Genomic DNA, 17,086 nt, shown 5'->3' with positions numbered 1-17,086 from the left:
CCTGAAGCCAATGGGGCTCAAGGTTGGCCGGGGGGCGGAGGCGCCGCCCTTCCTGGTGATGGATGTGATCGCCGCCGCCAATGCGCGCGCCGCGAGCCTGCCCCCGGGCGCGCCCGGCATCCTGCGCATGGAGGTGGGACAGCCGGGGACGGCCGCACCCGCTGGCGCGGTCGAGGCCGCCATGGAAGCCCTGCGATCGGGCGCGCCGCTGGGCTATACCGAGGCCTTCGGCCTGCCGGGGCTGCGCGAGCGGATTTCGCGCCATTACGCGGAGCATTACGGGCTTTCCGTGCCGGCCGCGCGCATCGCGGTGACGGTGGGGGCGTCCGGCGCCTTTCCGCTGGCCTTCCTGGCGGCCTTCGACCGGGGCGACCGGGTGGCGATGGCCGCCCCCTTCTACCCGCCCTATGCGAATATCCTGACGGCGCTCGGCATGGAGCCGGTGTTGCTGGAATGCGGGCCCGAGACACGCTTCCAGCCGAGCCTCGCCATGCTGGAGAAGCTCGACCCGCTGCCGGAGGGCCTCGTGATCGCGAGCCCGTGCAACCCGGCCGGCACCATGCTTTCGCCCGAGGAACTGGCGGCGATCGCGGCCTGGTGCCACGCGAAGGGGGTGCGGCTGATCTCGGATGAGATCTATCACGGGCTTTCCTGGGGCAGCGTGGCGGAGAGCAGTGCCGCGGCGTTTTCCGAGAGTGCGGTCATCGTCAACAGCTTCAGCAAATACTGGTGCATGACGGGCTGGCGCATCGGCTGGCTGGTGCTGCCGGAGGATCTGGTGCGGCCGGTGGAGTGCCTGGCGCAGAACATGTTCATCTCGGCCCCGCATGTGGCGCAGGTGGCGGCCCAGGCGGCGATGGATTGCGTCGAGGAACTGGAAGGCAAGAAGGCCGCCTATGCCCGCAGCCGGGCGCGCCTGCTGGAGGGGCTGCCGCGCGCCGGGTTCGACCGGATCGCGGCGGCGGATGGGGCGTTCTATCTGTGGTGCGACGTCTCGCACCTGACCAATGACAGCGTGGAATTCGCGGCGCGGATGCTGGGGGGCGCCGGCATCGCGGCCACGCCCGGCGTGGATTTCGACCGCACGCGCGGCGCGCGCTTCCTGCGCTTCAGCTATTGCGGGGATGAAGCCGCGATGGCGGAGGCGCCGGGGCGGCTCAAGGGGTGGCTGGCGAGGTAGTCCGCCGGCAGGAGCCGCTACAGCCCCCGTGCCTCCTCGCGAGCCACATCGAAGATCGTGCACATGGAGAGCCCATCCCAGAAGACATCCGGGATGTTGTGGCGGATGAGGGTCTCCTCGCCATGATGGCGGACCGAGTAGGCCCTGTAGGGGCTGAAGTCGAACAGAGGCTCGAATTGCTGTTCGAGGTCGTCCGCGCCGAAGCGGCGGACATGGTTCACCTGGCCAAACCGCTGCTTGAAGCTGCGGCGGTTTTCCGCCGTCCGGGGCGTCAGGTCTTCCGCGTATCTGCCGGGAAGGATGGGGATCGCGAAGATCTGTCGCCCTCCGGGGCGTAGAAGGCGAAAGAGCCGCCGCAGGACATCCTGATGATTGCAGGGCAGATGCTCAAGGACGTGGGAGTGGATGATGTAGTCGAATGAGCCCTCGATCTCGATCGCGGGCGCGCACAGTTCGATCTGTTTGAAGTTGATGGAGAAGTCATAGCGTTCGTCGTCAATGTCGGCGCACAGGTAGTTTTCGCGGCCGACAAGCCTGAGCAGGTGGTGCATCAGGCTCGGCTCCGGCGCGAAATGCAGGATCCGGGCCGTCCGGGACAGGTTCAGCTTGTCGAGATGGAGCTTCATGAGCCGCGCTCGCTCCAGGCTTCGGCACCCGGGGCGCTCGCACATCACATGAGGGCGGACGGAGCGCGTGAGCCATCGCAGGCCGTTGCAGAAGTTGCACTCATAGACAACGCGGTCGGCGTATTTCCTGTGGAAATCGACGAAGGGCAGAACCTCCTCGACCTGCGCCCGGCGCGAAGCCGTCGGCCGACTGGCGAGGATCTGCCGCCAGAGTGACGCCGCCGTCACCCAATCCCGCCGCGCCGTCGCGAAATGCGCATCGAGAAGCAGGCGGTCCGCGGCCTTGACCTCGATTTGACGGATAACCTCTTCTGCCGCCTCAAATTTTCCGGATCGGATCAGCGTGATCGCGTTCCGCCTGTCCATCGCGATGCCCCTCGCATTTCAATCATGTCATGCATGATCCATGTTGCGCGGGGCGGCAACCTATTATTTTCTATGGCATGTTTGACCGGCCAGCGCCTGGGTGGAGAGGTCCTCTGAGCGCCGCGCAGTTCAAGATTTCTGGCCGCTCCTGCCATGTGGGCCGGCAGCCTCGTCCGGGGCGCCTGGCGGGGTGGCTGGCGCGCGGGAGGCGCGAGCGCCGCATCATCCGCCCGGGCCCCGTGCTTCCCTTGCGGCGTTGCCCCATTGCGTTTCTGATGCGCGTGGCGACGCCCATCTGACCGCACCGGGAGATGACACCATGGCCGACCCCTTCCTGCCCGCCAGCCGCCGCGCCCTGATCGCCGGCCTCGCCGCCGCGCTCGTGGCAAGCGAGGCGGCCGCGCAGGAGGCGCCGCCGCGCGATCCGCTGCCCTCCTGGCGGGACGGGCCCGTCAAGCGCGCGATCCTCACGACCATCCGCCGCACCGCGCGGGCGGGCAGCCCGGATTTCGTCCCCCCGGCCGAGCGCGTCGCCGTCTTCGACAATGACGGGACGCTCTGGGTCGAGCAGCCCCTCTACCCGCAGCTCGCGCTCTCCGTGGAGCGGCTGAAGGAGATCACCGCGCGCGACCCCGCGCTGCTGCAGCGCCCCGTGGTGAAGGCCGCGGTCGAGGGTGACCTCGCCACCGTCCTGTCGAGCGGGGAGCGCGCCCTGGCCGAGCTGGCCGCTCTCGCCTCGGCCGGCATGTCGCAGGTCCAGTTCAACCGCCTCGTCACGCACTGGCTTTCGACGACGCCGCATCCCCGGTTCAACCGCCCCCATATGCGGCTGATCTACCAGCCCATGCTGGAGGTGATGCGCCTGTTGCGGCGCGAGGGCTTCGCGGTCTGGATCGTCACCGGCGGTGAGCAGGAATTCGTCCGCGCCTTCAGCAATGCGACCTATGGCGTGCCGATCGAGCGCGTGGTCGGCGCCGTCACGCTGACGGAGTTCCGGCTGGACGGCGCGCGCAGCTCGGCGCTGTACCGCCTGCCGGCGATCGATGGCGTGGATGTCGGGCCGGGCAAGCCCATCGGCATCGGCCGCTTCATCGGCCGCCGGCCGCAGATCGCCTTCGGCAATTCCGACGGCGACATCGAGATGCTGCAATACGCGACCTCGGCGCCCGGCGCGCGGCTCGGGATGCTGGTCCATCATGATGATGGCGCGCGCGAATACGCCTATGACCGGGACAGCCATGTGGGCCGGCTCGACCGCGGCCTGGGGCTGGCGCAGCAATGGGGCTGGCCGCTCATCTCGATGAAGAATGACTGGCTGCGGGTCTTCCCGGCGGGCTGAGGGCCGGTGTCCCGGGGTCCGGGGCCTTTCGGCCCCGGCGGGTCCAGGGCGGAGCCCTGGTCTTATCAGTCGGCGTATTGCCCCGCCGCCACGATCAGCGGCCTGAGGCGCGTGATTTCGCTCGCCAGGAAGCTCGCGTGGTAGTCCGGGTTCACCTCGTTCTCGGCGGCGACGGTGGTGAGCGTCTCGGCGTAGCGGGCGCGCAGGCGTTCCTCGCGGAGTGCGGCGCGCATCGCCTGGGCGAGGCGGGCCTGGATCTCGGGGGGCGTGCCGGCGGCGGCGTAGAGGCCGTGCCAGGCGGACATGATGAGGTCCACGCCCTGTTCGCGCGCGGTGGGCAGGTCGAGGCCCGGGATGCGCTCGGGCAGCGTGACGGCGTAGCCCTTGATGCGGTTGTCGCGCACGAAGGGGGCGGCGACGGTGGCCTGTTCGCAGCTGATGTCGAGGCGCCCGGCCATCATCTCCGTCATGGCCGGCGCCGAGCCGCGGAAGACGATGGTGGTGGCGCTGCGCCCCGCCGCGTGCTGCAGCAGCATGCCGCAGAGCTGGTTGGAGCCGCCCAGGCCGCTATGGCCGAGGTTCAGCGCATCGCCGCGCTCGCGCAGCAGGGCGATGTAGCCGCGCAGGTCATTCGCCGGGAAATCCGGGCGGGCCACCAGCGTCATGCCCGTGTGGGAGACGAGGCCCAAGGGCGCGAGCCCGCGCTCGATGCTGAAGGGCAGCTGGCGGTAGAGGGTCGCGGCGGCGGCCAGGCCGATGTGATGGATCAGCAGCGTGTGGCCATCGGGGCGGGAGGCGGCGACGCGGGCCGCGGCGATGGTGCCGCCCGCGCCGGTCACGTTCTCGGCCGCCACGGGCTGGCCGAGTTCCTTGGACATGCCCTCGGCCATGAGGCGGGCGATCATGTCGGTGGGGCCGCCCGCGGCGAAGGGGATCATGATGGTCAGCGGCCGATTGGGGAAATTCCCCTGGGCGAGCGCGGGCGTGGCGAGAAGCGGCAAGGCCAAAGCGGCGCGGCGCGTGATCATGGAGGTGCTCCCGGGGTGTGAACTATTGGTTATCCGCACGGATAGCCTCGACCACCGCCGCCGTCACGTCCTTTGTGGTGGCCGTGCCGCCGAGGTCGGGCGTCAGCACGCCCTTGGCCGTCGCCATCTCGATGGCGCGCATGAGGCGGGCGGCGGCGGGCTTCTCGCCGAGGTGCTCCAGCATCATGCAGGCGGTCCAGAAGGTGGCGATGGGGTTGGCGATGCCCTTGCCCGTGATGTCGAAGGCCGAGCCATGGATCGGCTCGAACATCGAAGGGCGGTGGCGGGAGGGGTCCAGGTTCGCGGTCGGCGCCACGCCCAGCGAACCGGCCAGCGCGCCGGCCAGGTCGCTCAGGATGTCGGCGTGGAGGTTGGTGGCGACGACGGTATCGATGCTGGCGGGCTTGCGGACCATGCGGGCGGCCATGGCGTCCACCAGCTCCTTCTCCATGGTCACGTCGGGGAAGTCCTTCGCCACCTCGGCGGCGATCTCGTCCCAGAAGACCATGCCATGGCGCTGCGCGTTGGACTTGGTGACGACCGTCAGCAGCTTGCGCGGGCGGGACTGCGCGATCCGGAAGGCGGTGCGCATGATCCGCTCCACGCCGACACGGGTGAAGATGGAGGTCTCGGTCGCGATCTCGATGGCATGGCCGCGATGGGCGCGGCCGCCATGGCCGGCATATTCGCCCTCGCTGTTCTCACGGACGATCACCCAGTCCAGCCCGCCGGGGGCCAGATGGCGCAGGGGGGATTCGAGGCCGGGGAGGACGCGCGTCGGGCGGATATTCGCGTATTGGTCGAAGCCCTGGCAGATGTTGAGGCGCAGGCCCCAGAGGGTGAGGCTGTCGGGCAGATGCGGATCGCCGACCGCGCCGAAATAGATGGCGTCGAAGCCTTCCAGGGTCTTCAGCCCGTCCTCGGGCATCATGCGGCCGGTGGCGCGGTAGAAATCGCTGCCCCAGGGGAATTCCTGCACGTCCAGCTGGAAATCGCCGGCGCGTTCGGTCAGCGCGCGCAGGACTTCCAGGCCGGCGGGGATGACTTCCTGGCCGATGCCATCACCCGGGATGGCGGCGATCTTGTGCGTGCGCATGGTCGGTTTCCTTCTGCTGGGGTTACTGGTATGGAATCTGGTATGGAAGTCAAGCCCTCCCCCTTGCGCGTCACCGCGACGGCCCCCGCGCCCCAGCGCGAGAAGCTGGCCGATGCGGCCTATGCCGCGCTCAAGGCCAGCATCCTGGAGGGGCTTCTGCCGCCGGGCGTTGAGACGGCCGAGCAGGCCATCGCGGACCAGCTCGGCATGAGCCGCACGCCTGTGCATGAGGCGGCGCTGCGGCTGCAGCATGAGGGGATGCTGCTTGTGCTGCCGCGCAAGGGTGTGCGCGTCCTGCCGCTGGACCCCGAGGATCTGCGCCAGACCTATGAGGTGCTCATCGCGCTGGAGGGCGCGGCGGCCGCGCTGCTGGCGGGGCAGGCGCAGCCTTCAGCCCTGGCCGCGATGGAACGCGCCACGGCCGAGATGGGCGTGGCGCTCACGGCCGGCGACCGCGCGGCCTGGGCGGCGGCGGATGACCGCTTCCACCGCGCGCTGGTGGAGGGCTGCGGCAACCCCAAGCTCGCGCGGCTCGCCGCCACCGCGACGGACCAGGCGCAGCGGGCCCGGGCGCTGACCGCGGCGCGGCGGCCGGAGCCCGTGCTTTCCGCCGAGGAGCATGGCGCCATCCTGGCGGCACTCCGGGCTGGCGATGCCGAGGCCGCCCGTGCCGCCACCGCCGCGCATCGGGCGCGGGCAAGCGCGGAAATCCTGGCGGTGCTGAAGGGGTGAACGAGAGAGGGCCGCCGGCGGCTGGGGCCTCAGGCCCCAGACCCCTTTCGTCAGAAGGGCTGCGCGGAGAGGCCGGGTGCCGTCCCAAGGAAATGGGGTCTGGGGCCCATGGCCCCAGCCGCCGGAGGCCTGTTTTTCTTCCGCTTTCGCGCCATGATGGCGCAAAGGACACGCCCATGACCCATTGGACCGACGCCACCGCCACCGCCGCGCTCAGCGACCTCTATGCCGCCGCGGTGCGCGCGGCCGATCCGCTCGCCGTGCTGGCCGCGCACCTGCCGGAGCCGCCGAAGCAGGGCCGCGTCATCGTGGTGGGCGTGGGCAAGGCGGCGGCCAAGATGGCGCAGGCGGTGGAGGCGGCCTGGGCGCATCTGCCGCTCACCGGGCTGGTCATCGCACCGCATGGGGCGGGGCTGCCGCTGGAGCGGATCGCGCTGCGCTTCGGCAAGCATCCGACGCCGGATGCGGGCGGGGCGGAAGCGGCGGCCGAGATGCTGGCCATGGTCCAGGGGCTGACGGAGCAGGATCTGGTGCTGGCGCTGATCTCGGGGGGCGGGTCCTCGCTCTCCACGCTGCCGGCGCCGGGGCTTTCGCTGGAGGACCTGATCGCGACCAACCAGGCGCTGCTCGCCTCGGGCGCGGTGATCGGGGAGATGAACTGCATCCGCAAGCATCTCTCGGCCTTTTCGGGCGGGCGGCTGGCGGCGGCGGCACATCCGGCGCGGGTGGTGACTTTGGCCATCTCGGACGTGCCGGGGGATGACCCGGAGGTGATCGCCTCCGGCCCCACCGTGGCGGACCCCTCCACCTTCGCCGAGGCCCGGGCGATCGTCGCCCGCTACGGGATGGAGTTGCCGCCGGCGGTGGCGGCGCATCTGGCGGCCGGCGCCGAGGAATCACCCAAGCCGGGCGATGCGCGGCTGGTCCGGGCGGAGTTCCGGATGATCGCGACGCCGATGATGGCGCTGGCCGCCATGGCGGAGGCGGCGCGGGGCATGGGCCTCACCCCCCTCATCCTGGGGGATGCGCTGGAGGGCGAGGCGCGGCATGTCGGCACGGTGCTGGGCGGCATGGCGCGCAGCGTGGCGGCGCATGGCCTGCCGCTGGCCGCGCCCTGCGTGCTGCTCTCGGGCGGGGAATGCACGGTCACGCTCGCGAAGGGGACGGCGGGGGCCGGGGGGCGGAACACGGAATGCCTGCTGGGCATCACGCTCGCGCTCAACGGCGCGCCGGGCATCTGGGCCCTCTGCGCCGATACGGACGGGATTGACGGCAAGTCCGAGCATGCCGGCGCCATCGCGGGGCCCGGCACACTGGCGGCGGCGCGGGCGGTGGGGCTCGATCCGCAGGGGCTGCTGGCGGCGCATCGCAGCCTGGATGTCTTTGCCGCGGCCGGCGGGCTGCTGACCCCGGGGCCCACGCTGACCAATGTGAATGACGTGCGCGCGATCCTGATCACTTAGCAATACTAAGCAACGAAAGCGTCACTGGCGCATGATCTTAACTCGTGTAAGTTAAGCCCATGCGTGACCCCACCCTCGAGGATATCCTCGCCCGCCGCGGCGCCGTCACCCGGATCGCCTCCGCCCTCAACATCTCCACCGCCGCCGTCAGCCAATGGAAGCGCATCCCGCCGGATCGCGTGGCCGATGTCGCGCGCCTGTTCAACCTGCCGCCCGAGCGGCTTGCCACGGCCGGCGCCACGCCCGCCCCGGCCCCGGAAGGATTGCCCCGCATGGCCAACCGCATCGCGCTGCGCCGCCACCGCCGCACCAAGATCATCGCCACCCTCGGCCCGGCCAGCGCCACGGTGGAGATGATCGAGAAGCTGTTCCGCCAGGGGGCGGACGTGTTCCGGCTCAATTTCAGCCATGGCAGCCATGAGGATCACGCGGCCCGCATCCAGATGATCCGCGAGGTGGAGCGCAAGACGGGCCGCCCCATCGGCATCCTGGCCGATGTGCAGGGCCCCAAGCTGCGCGTGGGCAAGTTCGCCGCCGGGCGCGTCCAGCTCTCCACCGGCGCGCGCTTCCGCCTCGACCTCAACCCGACGCCGGGCGATGTGAAGCGGGTGAACCTGCCGCATCCCGAGATCATCAACGCGGCGCGCATCGGCACCACCCTGCTGCTCGATGACGGCAAGCTGAAGCTGCGCGTGGTGCGCCAGGTGGAGAATGACCACCTGGAGACCGAGGTCGTCGTCGGTGGCGCGCTGTCGGACCGCAAGGGCGTGAATGTGCCGGACGTGGCGCTGCCCATCCCGGCGCTCACCGAGAAGGACCGCGCGGATCTCGATTTCGTGCTGCCGCTCGGCATCGAATATGTCGGCCTCTCCTTCGTGCAGCGGCCGGAGGATGTGGCGGAAGCGAAGGCGATCGCCGATGGCCGCGCCTGGATCATGGTGAAGATGGAGAAGCCCCAGGCGGTCGAGAACCTCGATGCCATCCTGGAGCTGTGTGACTGCGTGATGGTGGCGCGCGGCGACCTCGGCGTGGAAATGCCGACGGAGGAGGTGCCGCTGGTGCAGAAGCGGATCGTCCGCGCGGCGCGGCAGCTCGGCAAGCCGGTCGTCGTCGCCACCCAGATGCTGGAGAGCATGATCACCGCGCCCTCGCCGACGCGCGCCGAGGCGAGCGACGTCTCCAACGCCGTCTTCGACGGGGCGGATGCGGTGATGCTCTCGGCCGAGACGGCGGCCGGCCAATATCCGCTGGAAGCCGTGAACATCATGGACCGCATCGTCGGCCGGGTGGAGCAGGACCCGGGCTGGCGCGCGCAGACCGACGCGAACCGGCCGGCGCCGGAGCCCACCAGCGCCGGCGCCATCGCGGCCGCCGCGGCCCAGGTGGCGCACACCGTGCATGCCCAGGTCATCGCCACCTTCACCAGCACCGCCTCCACCACGTTGCGCGTGGCGCGCGAGCGGCCGGACTGCCCCATCCTCGGCCTGACGCCCGAGTTGCGCTCCGCCCGGCGGCTGGGCGTGGTCTGGGGGGTGCATCCGCTGGTGGTCCAGGATATCCATTCGATGACGGAGATGGTGGCGCGCGCCAGCCGGGCCGCGCAGCAGGAGGGTTTCGCCCGCCTGGGCGATGAGCTGGTGGTGACAGCGGGCGTGCCCTTTGGCACACCGGGCACCACCAATGCGCTCAGGGTGGCCACGGTGAAGTGAGCCGCCCCAACGGAGACGAGGCTGAATGACGCGTATCTTCCTGGCCGCCGGCCTCGCCCTCTCGCTGGCCGCCGCCCCGGCCCAGGCCCAGCGCAGCGGCACCTATGACGTCACGGGCACCAATCCGGACGGCACGCAATACACCGGCACGCTGGTGCTGGAGCAGATCGGCCTGCTCTCCTTCCGGCTGCAATGGACCATCGGGCCGGATGTGATCGAGGGGGTGGGGATGGTGAGCGGCCTCAGCTTCGCCACCGCCTTCAGCCTGGGCGGCGGCAACACCCCCAGCATGGGCGTCTATGAGCTGCGGCCCAACGGGCAGCTGGTGGGGCAGTGGACGACCATCGGCGCCTTCGCGGCGGGCCAGGAGACGGCGACGCCGAGGTGATGTTGTGCCGCCCTCAAGCGCCGGGCGCGCGCTTCGCTTCGCGCCGCGGCGGGTGCGCTGGCGGTAAGGGCGGTCCGGGCGCACTGGCCGCGTTGCGGCCGGATGTTCCAAGGGCTGCGATGAACCTGATCGGGCCCGCCCATGCAGGTGGGTGCGGCGCCCGCTACCCCAGGGCCCAGCTCGGCTTGCGCTTTTCGCGGAAGGCGGCGATGCCCTCGGTGGCTTCGGGGCCGGCGGCGGTGCGGCCAAAGGCGGCGGCGCCCGCTTCGGCATAGCCCTCGGGTGAGAGCGGGCCGAGGGCGGCCAACAGCTTCTTCGTCTCGGCGAGCGCGCCGGGCGCGCCCTCCAGCAATTGCGCGATGCTGACCTCCACCAGCGCGTCGAGGGCCGCGCGGTCGGCCGCCACCTCATGCACCAGGCCGCGGCGGGCGGCTTCGGCGGCGGTGATCACGCCGCCTTCCAGCACCATCCGCGCCGCGTTCGGCCGGCCCATGCGGCGGGCGAGCCAGGGGAGGATCTGGGCGGGGACCAGGCCGCGCCGCGCCTCAGGGGCGGCGAAGCGGGCATCGGCGCTGGCGAAGGCGATGTCGGCGCTGCACAGGAAGCCGAGGCCGCCGGCATGCGCCGCGCCCTCGACGGCCGCGATCACCACCTGCGGCAGGAGCGAGAACTCCTCATACCGCGCGCCGAGGCGGCGGTTGCGGGCCTGCATGGCGGCCAGCCGCTCCTCCGGCGTGCCGGTGACGACCTCGGTCAGGTCGAGACCCGCGCAGAAATGCCCGCCGGCCCCGCGCAGCACCACGACGCGGGCCGTGGCATGGCCGCGCAGCTCGTCGAGCAATTCGTCCAGCGCCTCGCCCATCCCGCCGCCGATCGCGTTGCGGCGGGCGGGGCGGTTCAGCGTGACGTGAACCACCGGGCCCTCGCGGCGGACGAGGACCGGGGGCTCGGCCTGGCTCACCGCTTCCACCAGCCGCCACGGCGGGGCGCGGCGGCGGCCACTTCCTCGACCGTCTTGGGCAGGATGGCGGGGCCGATCACCGGCTCGGCCGGGGTGGGCGCGGGGTCCGGCTCGGGCGCGGGTTCCGGGGCGGCGGCGACGGGCGCGGGTTCCGGTGCGGGTTCCGGCGCGGCCACGGGCTCGGGCGTGACGGCCTGAGGCTCAGGGGCCGCCTGGGTGGCGGGCGCGGCCTGCGCCGGCTCGGGCGTCGCTTCCGGCGCCGGGCGGTGGCGGGCGGCGGCGGCGGCCTCGGCGGCGGCTTCGGCGGCTTCCATGGCCGCCATCAGCGAATCGGGGGCGCCACCGAAGGGGTCGGCCGGGGTGGGGCCGGCATAGGCGGGGGCGGGGCCGGGCGCGGGCTCGGCGGCGTCCTCACCCTCGCCCATGGGGGCCTCGGTGCTGGGCTCGCCCTCGCGCCGGCGGCGGCCGCCACGGCGACCGCGGCGGCGCGGGCCGCGCTCCTCGCCCTCGGCCGGCTCGGCGGCGGGGGCTTCGGTCTCCTCTGCCGCGGAGGGATCGGCTTCCGCCTCGCCTTCGGCTTCCGGGCCCTCGGACTCACCGCGCTCGGATTCGGCGCTTTCGGATTCGCCGCGCTCGGAATCGCCGCGCTCGGAATCGCCCCGCTCTGGCGCACCACCCTCGCGGCGGCCGTTGCGGCCCCGGCGGCGGCGGCGCGGACGGCGGGCGCGTTCCTCGGCGGTGCCGCCCTCGGCGGCGTCGGCCGCGGCCTCCTCGAGCGCGTCCTCGGCCTGGTCCTCGGCCTCCTCCTCGGCATAGTCCATGCGGAGTGCCGCGGGGCGCTCATTCACCGGGGCGGGCGGCGCCTTGCTGCGCTCGATGCGCGTCTCCGCGCCGTGCAGCGTGTCATCCGGATCGAAGAGGACGGTCACACCCCAGCGGCTTTCGATATCGGCCAGGCGGTCGCGCTTCTTGTTCAGCAGGTAGAGGGCAGCGGGCGAGTTCACGCGCACCGTGATCTCGGCGGCGCGGCGCTTGGCGCATTCCTCCTCGACGGCGCGCAGCACGGCAAGCGCGCTGCTCTCCAGGCCACGCACGGTGCCACGGCCCAGGCAATGCGGGCAGGTGACGAAGGTGGTCTCGGCCAGCGAGGGCCGCAGCCGCTGGCGCGACATCTCCAGCAGGCCGAAATGGCTGATGCGGCCCACCTGGATGCGCGCGCGGTCATTGCGCAGCGCATCCTTCATGCGCTTCTCCACCATCGCGTTGTGGCGGTTGGCGTCCATGTCGATGAAGTCGACGACGATGAGGCCGGCCAGGTCGCGCAGGCGGAGCTGGCGGGCGATCTCCTCCGCCGCTTCCAGATTGGTCCGCAGCGCCGTGTCCTCGATGTTCCGCTCGCGCGTCGAGCGGCCGGAGTTCACGTCGATGGCGACCAGCGCCTCGGTCTGGTTGATGACGATATAGCCGCCGGAGCGCAGCTGCACCGTGGGCTCATGCATCGCGTCGAGCTGCGCCTCGGCGTTGTAGCGCGAGAAGAGCGGCACGGTGCCGTCGCGATAGGCCTGGATCTTGCGGACATGCTCGGGCATGAGCATCCGCATGAATTCGCGGGCCTGGGAATAGGCGTCGTCGCCCTCGACCAGGATCTCGTCCATGTCGCGCGCATAGCCGTCGCGGATGGAGCGCTTGATGAGGTCGGCTTCCTCATAGATCAGCGCGGGCGCGGTGCTGGCGAGCGTGCGCTCGCGGATGTGGTTCCACAGGCCCAGCAGGTATTCGCAGTCGCGCCGGATCTCGGGCTTGGGCCGCTGGGCGCCCGCGGTGCGGACGATGAGCGACATGCCCGGCGGCATGTCCAGCTCGTCGATCACTTCGCGCAGGCGGCGACGGTCGGAGCTGGAGGTTATCTTGCGGGAGACGCCGCCGCCGCGCGGGCTGTTCGGCATCAGGACGGAGAAGCGGCCGGCGAGAGAAATGTAGGTGGTGAGAGCCGCGCCCTTGGTGCCGCGCTCCTCCTTCACGACCTGGATGAGGATGATCTGCCGGCGGCGGATGACTTCCTGGATCTTGTAGTTGCGCAGGAAGCGGGGCGTGGGGCGGCGCTCGCGCAGGCGTTCCTCGGTGTCGGCCTCGGTCTCGCCATCGGGGGTGCCGACCAGCTCGGGGGCGGGGGCGGGGGGCTCGTCGCCTTCGGGGTCGGCATCGCCTTCGGCGGCGGCGGATTCGGCCTCCCGGGCGGCCTCCTCGGCGCGGGCGGCCTGCTCGGCCTCCAGCTCGGCGGCGAGGTCGGCCGCGATCTCGGCGGCGGTGGGGGCGACTTCGCCGGCGAGGTCCTCGGGCGCTTCGAGGACGGCGTCATCCTGCACATCCCGCGGGTCGGCCTCCTCGGCCTCCTCGGCGGGGGCGGGCTGGCCGGCGCGGGCGGCGGCGGCGGCCCGGGCGGCCTGGGCTGCGGCCTGCGCCTGGGCGCGGCGCTCATCCTCGCGGGCTTCGGCCTCGGCCTCCTCGCGGGCTTCCTGCTGCTGCGCCTCGATCAGCCTCTGCCGGTCGGCGACGGGGATCTGGTAGTAGTCGGGGTGGATTTCCCCGAAGGCGAGGAAGCCGTGGCGGTTGCCGCCATATTCCACGAAGGCGGCCTGGAGGCTGGGCTCCACCCGGACCACGCGGGCCAGGTAGATATTGCCCTTCAGGGGGAGGCGGTTGGCGGCCTCCAGGTCGAATTCATCAACCCGGTGACCATCCATCACGACCACCCGGGTTTCTTCCGGATGGGCCGCGTCGATCAACATGCGCTTGGTCATGCAAGGAACACTCCGCACCGCGGCGGGGACGGGCAGGGCCCGATTCCGGCCGGCGGCGGAAAAGAGAGAGGGAATCCGCGTGGGGGCCGATCGGCGGCGATGTCGGTGACATGCGCTTTCGTCCTCACTCGGGGGCGTGGCGCCCGCTGGAACCTGCGCCCAATGGGGCGGCAGGGGCGGGGCGTCTTGCCCAATGGCTCCACCCCCACGGATGTGCGCCCTTCACGGGCGGGCGATATCGCGGCAGTCCAGGGGCGCGGAGGTCGTGGAACGACGCGGGCCGGGCTGCACCGCTGGCGCGCTGGCGAAACCGGCCGGCGGACCGCCAGGTGCCACCCAAGGGGGCGTCCATCCGGCGGGGTTCGACCAGGGCCGGGCGCGAACCACACGCGCCTGCGGCCCCTGTTCCGCCCGCAGCGCCTATCGCTGGGGCATCCCACCCTACGCGGAAAGGGGGGTGCTCACAACCCGGCTGTTACGATATGTCGCCCCGGTTGCAGCCCCGAATGGCCGATCATGGCGCCGCGCTGCCCAAGCGGATGGCACGGAATGCTGGATTTTCGTGCGAATTTCGGTAGAAGGGGCGCGTCGCGGTGGGGGTCGCGGCCGAATGCAGGGGTTCCATCGTCGTTCATTTTTTATGGGGATCGCCGGGCTTGGCCTGTCGGCCCCGGCACACGCACAGGTTGCGCGATCCAGATCGCAGCTACCCCTGGTGGTGCTCGACCCCGGGCATGGCGGGGCCGATCCGGGTGCCATCGGGCCCGGCGGCACGCAGGAGAAGCGCGTCACCCTGCCCATCGCGCTCGAGCTGAAGCGGCTGCTGGAGCAGTCCGGCCGCTGCCGTGTCGCGCTCACCCGCACGCGGGATGTCTTCGTGCCGCTCGCCCGCCGCGTCCAGCTGGCGCGGGACCGTGAGGCGGCGCTGCTGCTCTCCATCCATGCCGATGCCATGCCGGCCGGGCAGAATCAGGGGCTGCGCGGCGCCTCGGTCTATACCCTTGCCGAGACCGCGACGGACCCGCTGGCCGCCGCCCTCGCCCGGCGCGAGAACCTGGCCGACCGCGCGGGCGGGCTGCGCCTGCCCTCCGTCTCGCCCGACGTGCAGCGCATCCTGCTCAGCCTCATGCGGCAGGAGACGCGGGCGGGCTCGGAGCGCCTCGCGCGGCTCACGGTGAATGCGCTGGATGGCGACGTGCCGCTGCTCAACCAGCCGCTGCGGCGGGCCCAATTCGTCGTGCTGAAAGCGCCGGACGTGCCCTCGGCGCTGGTCGAATGCGGCTTCCTCTCCAATCCGGCGGAGGAGGCGCTGCTGCGCCGGCCGGAGCACCGCGCGCGGATCGCCGGCGCGCTGGCGGAGGCGGTGAACGGGTTTCTCGGGCGGCGGGTGGCGGCGTAGCGCCTGATTTCAATTCCCCGCGAGAACCTGCGCGATCCGCTCCCGCAGCGCCTTGGGGCGCAGCTGCGCATCATAGGGCAGGCCGCGCGTGAGCTGGCCGTCGCGCCGCGCCACGGCGGGCTCCTGCACCAGCCAGGAATCGCGGTCGGTCAGGCCCCAGGTGAGGATGCTGCGCGCGCCCCCCTCCAGCGCCGCGCGGAGGAATTGCCCGGCGTAGTCGGCCACCGCGGCGTCCCGCTGCGCCAGCGTCGGCGGCAGGACGTCCGGCTCGCGCACATCCAGCTCGGTGATGAGGGTGGCGAGGCCGAGGCCGCGCAATTCCTGCAGGAAGGCGATGAAGGGCTCGGGCCGGAAGGGCTCGCGCATCTGCAGATGCGCCTGGATGCCGATGGCGTCCAGCGGCGCGCGGCGGTCCAGCAGGCCGCGCACCACGCGCAGCAGACGGGCGCGCTTGGTCGCGGCGGCGGGCGTGTCGGCCTCGACGCCGTAGTCGTTCATCGTCAGCCGCAGAGTGGGGTCCACGGCGCGCGCGATGCGCAGCGCGCGTTCGGGGTAGGAGGGGCCGAGCGCCGTGAGCCAGGGCGTGGGGCGGAGGTCCCCATCGGTCGGGTCCGGATTGTCGCTGCCGGGCGGGTTGCTGATGATCTCGTTCAGCACATCCCAGTCGCGGATGTTCTCGCGCGTTTCGCGGAGCACGGTGGTGATGTGCTCCTCCAGGATGGCGTTGGCCTGCTGCGGGCCCTCGGCGATGGCGGGCGCCAGCCAGGCCGGCATGGCGATGTGCCAGAGCAGCGCATGGCCACGGACGCGCTGGTTGTTCGCCTGGGCGAAGCGGAGGATGGGGCGGAGGTGGCTGAAGTCGAAGCGGCCGCGCTCGGGCTGGAGCGCGTCCCACTTGCCCTCCCATTCGGGGACGATGACATCGGCCTCGCGCGCCACCAGGGCGGCCAGCGCGGGGTCTCTCTCCAGCACCTGGCCGCGCACGGCGGTGCCGAAGCTCAGGCCCCGCGCGCGGGCGATCTGCCGCAACGGCTGCGCGGGTTGGGCCCGCGCTGCGACGGGCGCCAGCAGGGAGGCGGCCAGCAGCGGGCGGCGGGGCGTCCTCACGCCGCGCGGGCGTAGGCGGGCTGCGCCTCGCGCGCCAATTGCTGGCGGAATTTCTCGCGCCGCCAGCAGAGCAGGCGCCAGGCGCCGCGCGCGGCGAGGTCCGACATGCGGCCGCGCGGCTCCAGGCCGATCGCCTTGAAGATCATGCCCATGCTGCGCTCGATGTGGTGCTGGCGGTAATAGCCCATCGCCCGGCCCATGTAGCCGGCCGAGCAGCGGGCGTGTTCATAGGCGAGGCCCGGCGGGTCATTGCTGCAATGGAAGGCGAAGGCGAGCTCGTCATCCTCCGTCTCGCCGACGCGGCCGAGGGCGACCCGCAGGCGGCGCGGGAAGGAGAGTTTCTCGCGGCTCAGGTAGCGCTTCATGTGGTCGTAGAAGAGCTTGAAGTGGCGGTATTCGTCGGCGGCGATGAGGCGGCAGATCTGCTTGAGGACGGGCTCCTCGGAGGCTTCGCCGAGCGCGGTGTAGTAGGAGGAGGTGCCCGTCTCGACCATGCAGCGGGCGATGAGCTCGCCCGTGCGGGAGCCACGGATGGAGGCATCGGCCTTCACGTCGATCTTGTAGCCCTCGCGGTAGCGGGCGAAGGATTCCATGTAGTTGAAGCTGGGGTCGGCCAGCATGGCCCAGCGGCCCAGCGCATCGCCGTGCTGGTTCTCCTCGACCGCCCAATTGTCGGCGGCGGCCTGGAAGTCCGGGTCGTCATGGAAGACGGATTTGAGATAGGCCGCATAGTCGTCGCCATTGCGCTCGACCATGGCGGCGGCCTTCACGAGGGGGATGACCTCGGGCTCGACCTTGGACGGGTCGAAGCTGTCCCAGGCGATCTGCTCGATATGCCAATGCTTCATCGCTGCGTCGCGGCCTCCATGGGCCAGACATGCGCGCCTGGGG

Annotated in this window: 14 protein-coding genes; 7 read left to right on the top strand and 7 right to left on the bottom strand. The window is 71.6% G+C overall.

Annotated elements, in window-relative coordinates; translation table 11 throughout:
• The first annotated feature begins 10 nt into the window (after window positions 1-10).
• Window positions 11-1,180: a pyridoxal phosphate-dependent aminotransferase gene (locus ACQ860_RS12005; RefSeq protein WP_431303591.1), complete on the top strand. Its 1,170-nt coding sequence runs from the start codon at window positions 11-13 to the stop codon at window positions 1,178-1,180.
• A gap of 17 nt (window positions 1,181-1,197) precedes the next feature.
• Here ACQ860_RS12005 and ACQ860_RS12000 read toward each other — a convergent pair whose 3' ends face one another.
• Window positions 1,198-2,172, bottom strand: coding sequence for a methyltransferase domain-containing protein (locus ACQ860_RS12000; protein ID WP_431303590.1), 975 nt, complete (start codon window positions 2,170-2,172; stop codon window positions 1,198-1,200).
• A gap of 319 nt (window positions 2,173-2,491) precedes the next feature.
• Here ACQ860_RS12000 and ACQ860_RS11995 point away from each other — a divergent pair, with 319 nt between their 5' ends.
• The gene (locus ACQ860_RS11995; protein WP_431303589.1) at window positions 2,492-3,511 is read left to right on the top strand and encodes an HAD family hydrolase; all 1,020 of its coding nucleotides are present in this window, start codon (window positions 2,492-2,494) and stop codon (window positions 3,509-3,511) included.
• A 65-nt stretch (window positions 3,512-3,576) separates the two neighbouring features.
• Here ACQ860_RS11995 and ACQ860_RS11990 read toward each other — a convergent pair whose 3' ends face one another.
• On the bottom strand, window positions 3,577-4,539 hold the full coding sequence (locus tag ACQ860_RS11990; RefSeq protein WP_431303588.1) for a tripartite tricarboxylate transporter substrate-binding protein: 963 nt from the start codon (window positions 4,537-4,539) through the stop codon (window positions 3,577-3,579).
• 22 nt (window positions 4,540-4,561) lie between these two features.
• Window positions 4,562-5,635 (bottom strand): tartrate dehydrogenase, encoded by a 1,074-nt coding sequence (locus ACQ860_RS11985; RefSeq protein WP_431303587.1) that lies wholly within the window; start codon window positions 5,633-5,635, stop codon window positions 4,562-4,564.
• Window positions 5,636-5,677: 42 nt separating this feature from the next.
• On the opposite strand from ACQ860_RS11985, the gene ACQ860_RS11980 reads away from it, so the two are divergent.
• The 4 genes from ACQ860_RS11980 (at window position 5,678) to ACQ860_RS11965 (ending at window position 9,927) form a co-directional block, all read left to right on the top strand.
• The gene (locus tag ACQ860_RS11980) at window positions 5,678-6,367 is read left to right on the top strand and encodes a GntR family transcriptional regulator (protein ID WP_431303586.1); all 690 of its coding nucleotides are present in this window, start codon (window positions 5,678-5,680) and stop codon (window positions 6,365-6,367) included.
• A 176-nt stretch (window positions 6,368-6,543) separates the two neighbouring features.
• A complete protein-coding gene (locus tag ACQ860_RS11975) occupies window positions 6,544-7,830 on the top strand; it encodes a glycerate kinase type-2 family protein (RefSeq protein ID WP_431303585.1) in 1,287 nt (428 codons plus the stop codon).
• Between the two features lie 59 nt (window positions 7,831-7,889).
• On the top strand, window positions 7,890-9,539 hold the full coding sequence (gene pyk / locus ACQ860_RS11970; protein ID WP_431303584.1) for a pyruvate kinase: 1,650 nt from the start codon (window positions 7,890-7,892) through the stop codon (window positions 9,537-9,539).
• A gap of 25 nt (window positions 9,540-9,564) precedes the next feature.
• A complete protein-coding gene (locus ACQ860_RS11965; RefSeq protein ID WP_431303583.1) occupies window positions 9,565-9,927 on the top strand; it encodes a hypothetical protein in 363 nt (120 codons plus the stop codon).
• Window positions 9,928-10,090: 163 nt separating this feature from the next.
• On the opposite strand, the gene ACQ860_RS11960 is transcribed toward ACQ860_RS11965, so the two are convergent.
• Window positions 10,091-10,888, bottom strand: a complete 798-nt coding sequence (locus ACQ860_RS11960) for an enoyl-CoA hydratase/isomerase family protein (RefSeq protein WP_431303582.1) — start codon at window positions 10,886-10,888, stop codon at window positions 10,091-10,093.
• Window positions 10,885-13,689, bottom strand: coding sequence for an Rne/Rng family ribonuclease (locus tag ACQ860_RS11955; RefSeq protein ID WP_431303581.1), 2,805 nt, complete (start codon window positions 13,687-13,689; stop codon window positions 10,885-10,887). Before ACQ860_RS11955 ends, ACQ860_RS11960 begins: the two co-directional genes overlap by 4 nt.
• A 715-nt stretch (window positions 13,690-14,404) precedes the next feature.
• On the opposite strand from ACQ860_RS11955, the gene ACQ860_RS11950 reads away from it, so the two are divergent.
• A complete protein-coding gene (locus ACQ860_RS11950) occupies window positions 14,405-15,088 on the top strand; it encodes an N-acetylmuramoyl-L-alanine amidase family protein (protein WP_431303580.1) in 684 nt (227 codons plus the stop codon).
• Between the two features lie 9 nt (window positions 15,089-15,097).
• Here ACQ860_RS11950 and ACQ860_RS11945 read toward each other — a convergent pair whose 3' ends face one another.
• Window positions 15,098-16,195 carry an endo-1,4-beta-xylanase gene (locus tag ACQ860_RS11945; protein WP_431303579.1) on the bottom strand — a complete coding sequence of 366 codons (1,098 nt, stop codon included), beginning with the start codon at window positions 16,193-16,195 and terminating at the stop codon, window positions 15,098-15,100.
• On the bottom strand, window positions 16,192-17,043 hold the full coding sequence (locus ACQ860_RS11940; RefSeq protein ID WP_431303578.1) for an acyl-ACP desaturase: 852 nt from the start codon (window positions 17,041-17,043) through the stop codon (window positions 16,192-16,194). The genes ACQ860_RS11945 and ACQ860_RS11940 overlap by 4 nt, the downstream gene beginning before the upstream one ends.
• Window positions 17,044-17,086: the final 43 nt, after the last annotated feature.

Origin of the sequence: Sediminicoccus sp. BL-A-41-H5 (assembly GCF_050632405.1) — a bacterium.
Lineage (GTDB): Bacteria > Pseudomonadota > Alphaproteobacteria > Acetobacterales > Acetobacteraceae > Roseococcus.
This window is presented reverse-complemented; position numbering and strand designations above follow the sequence as displayed.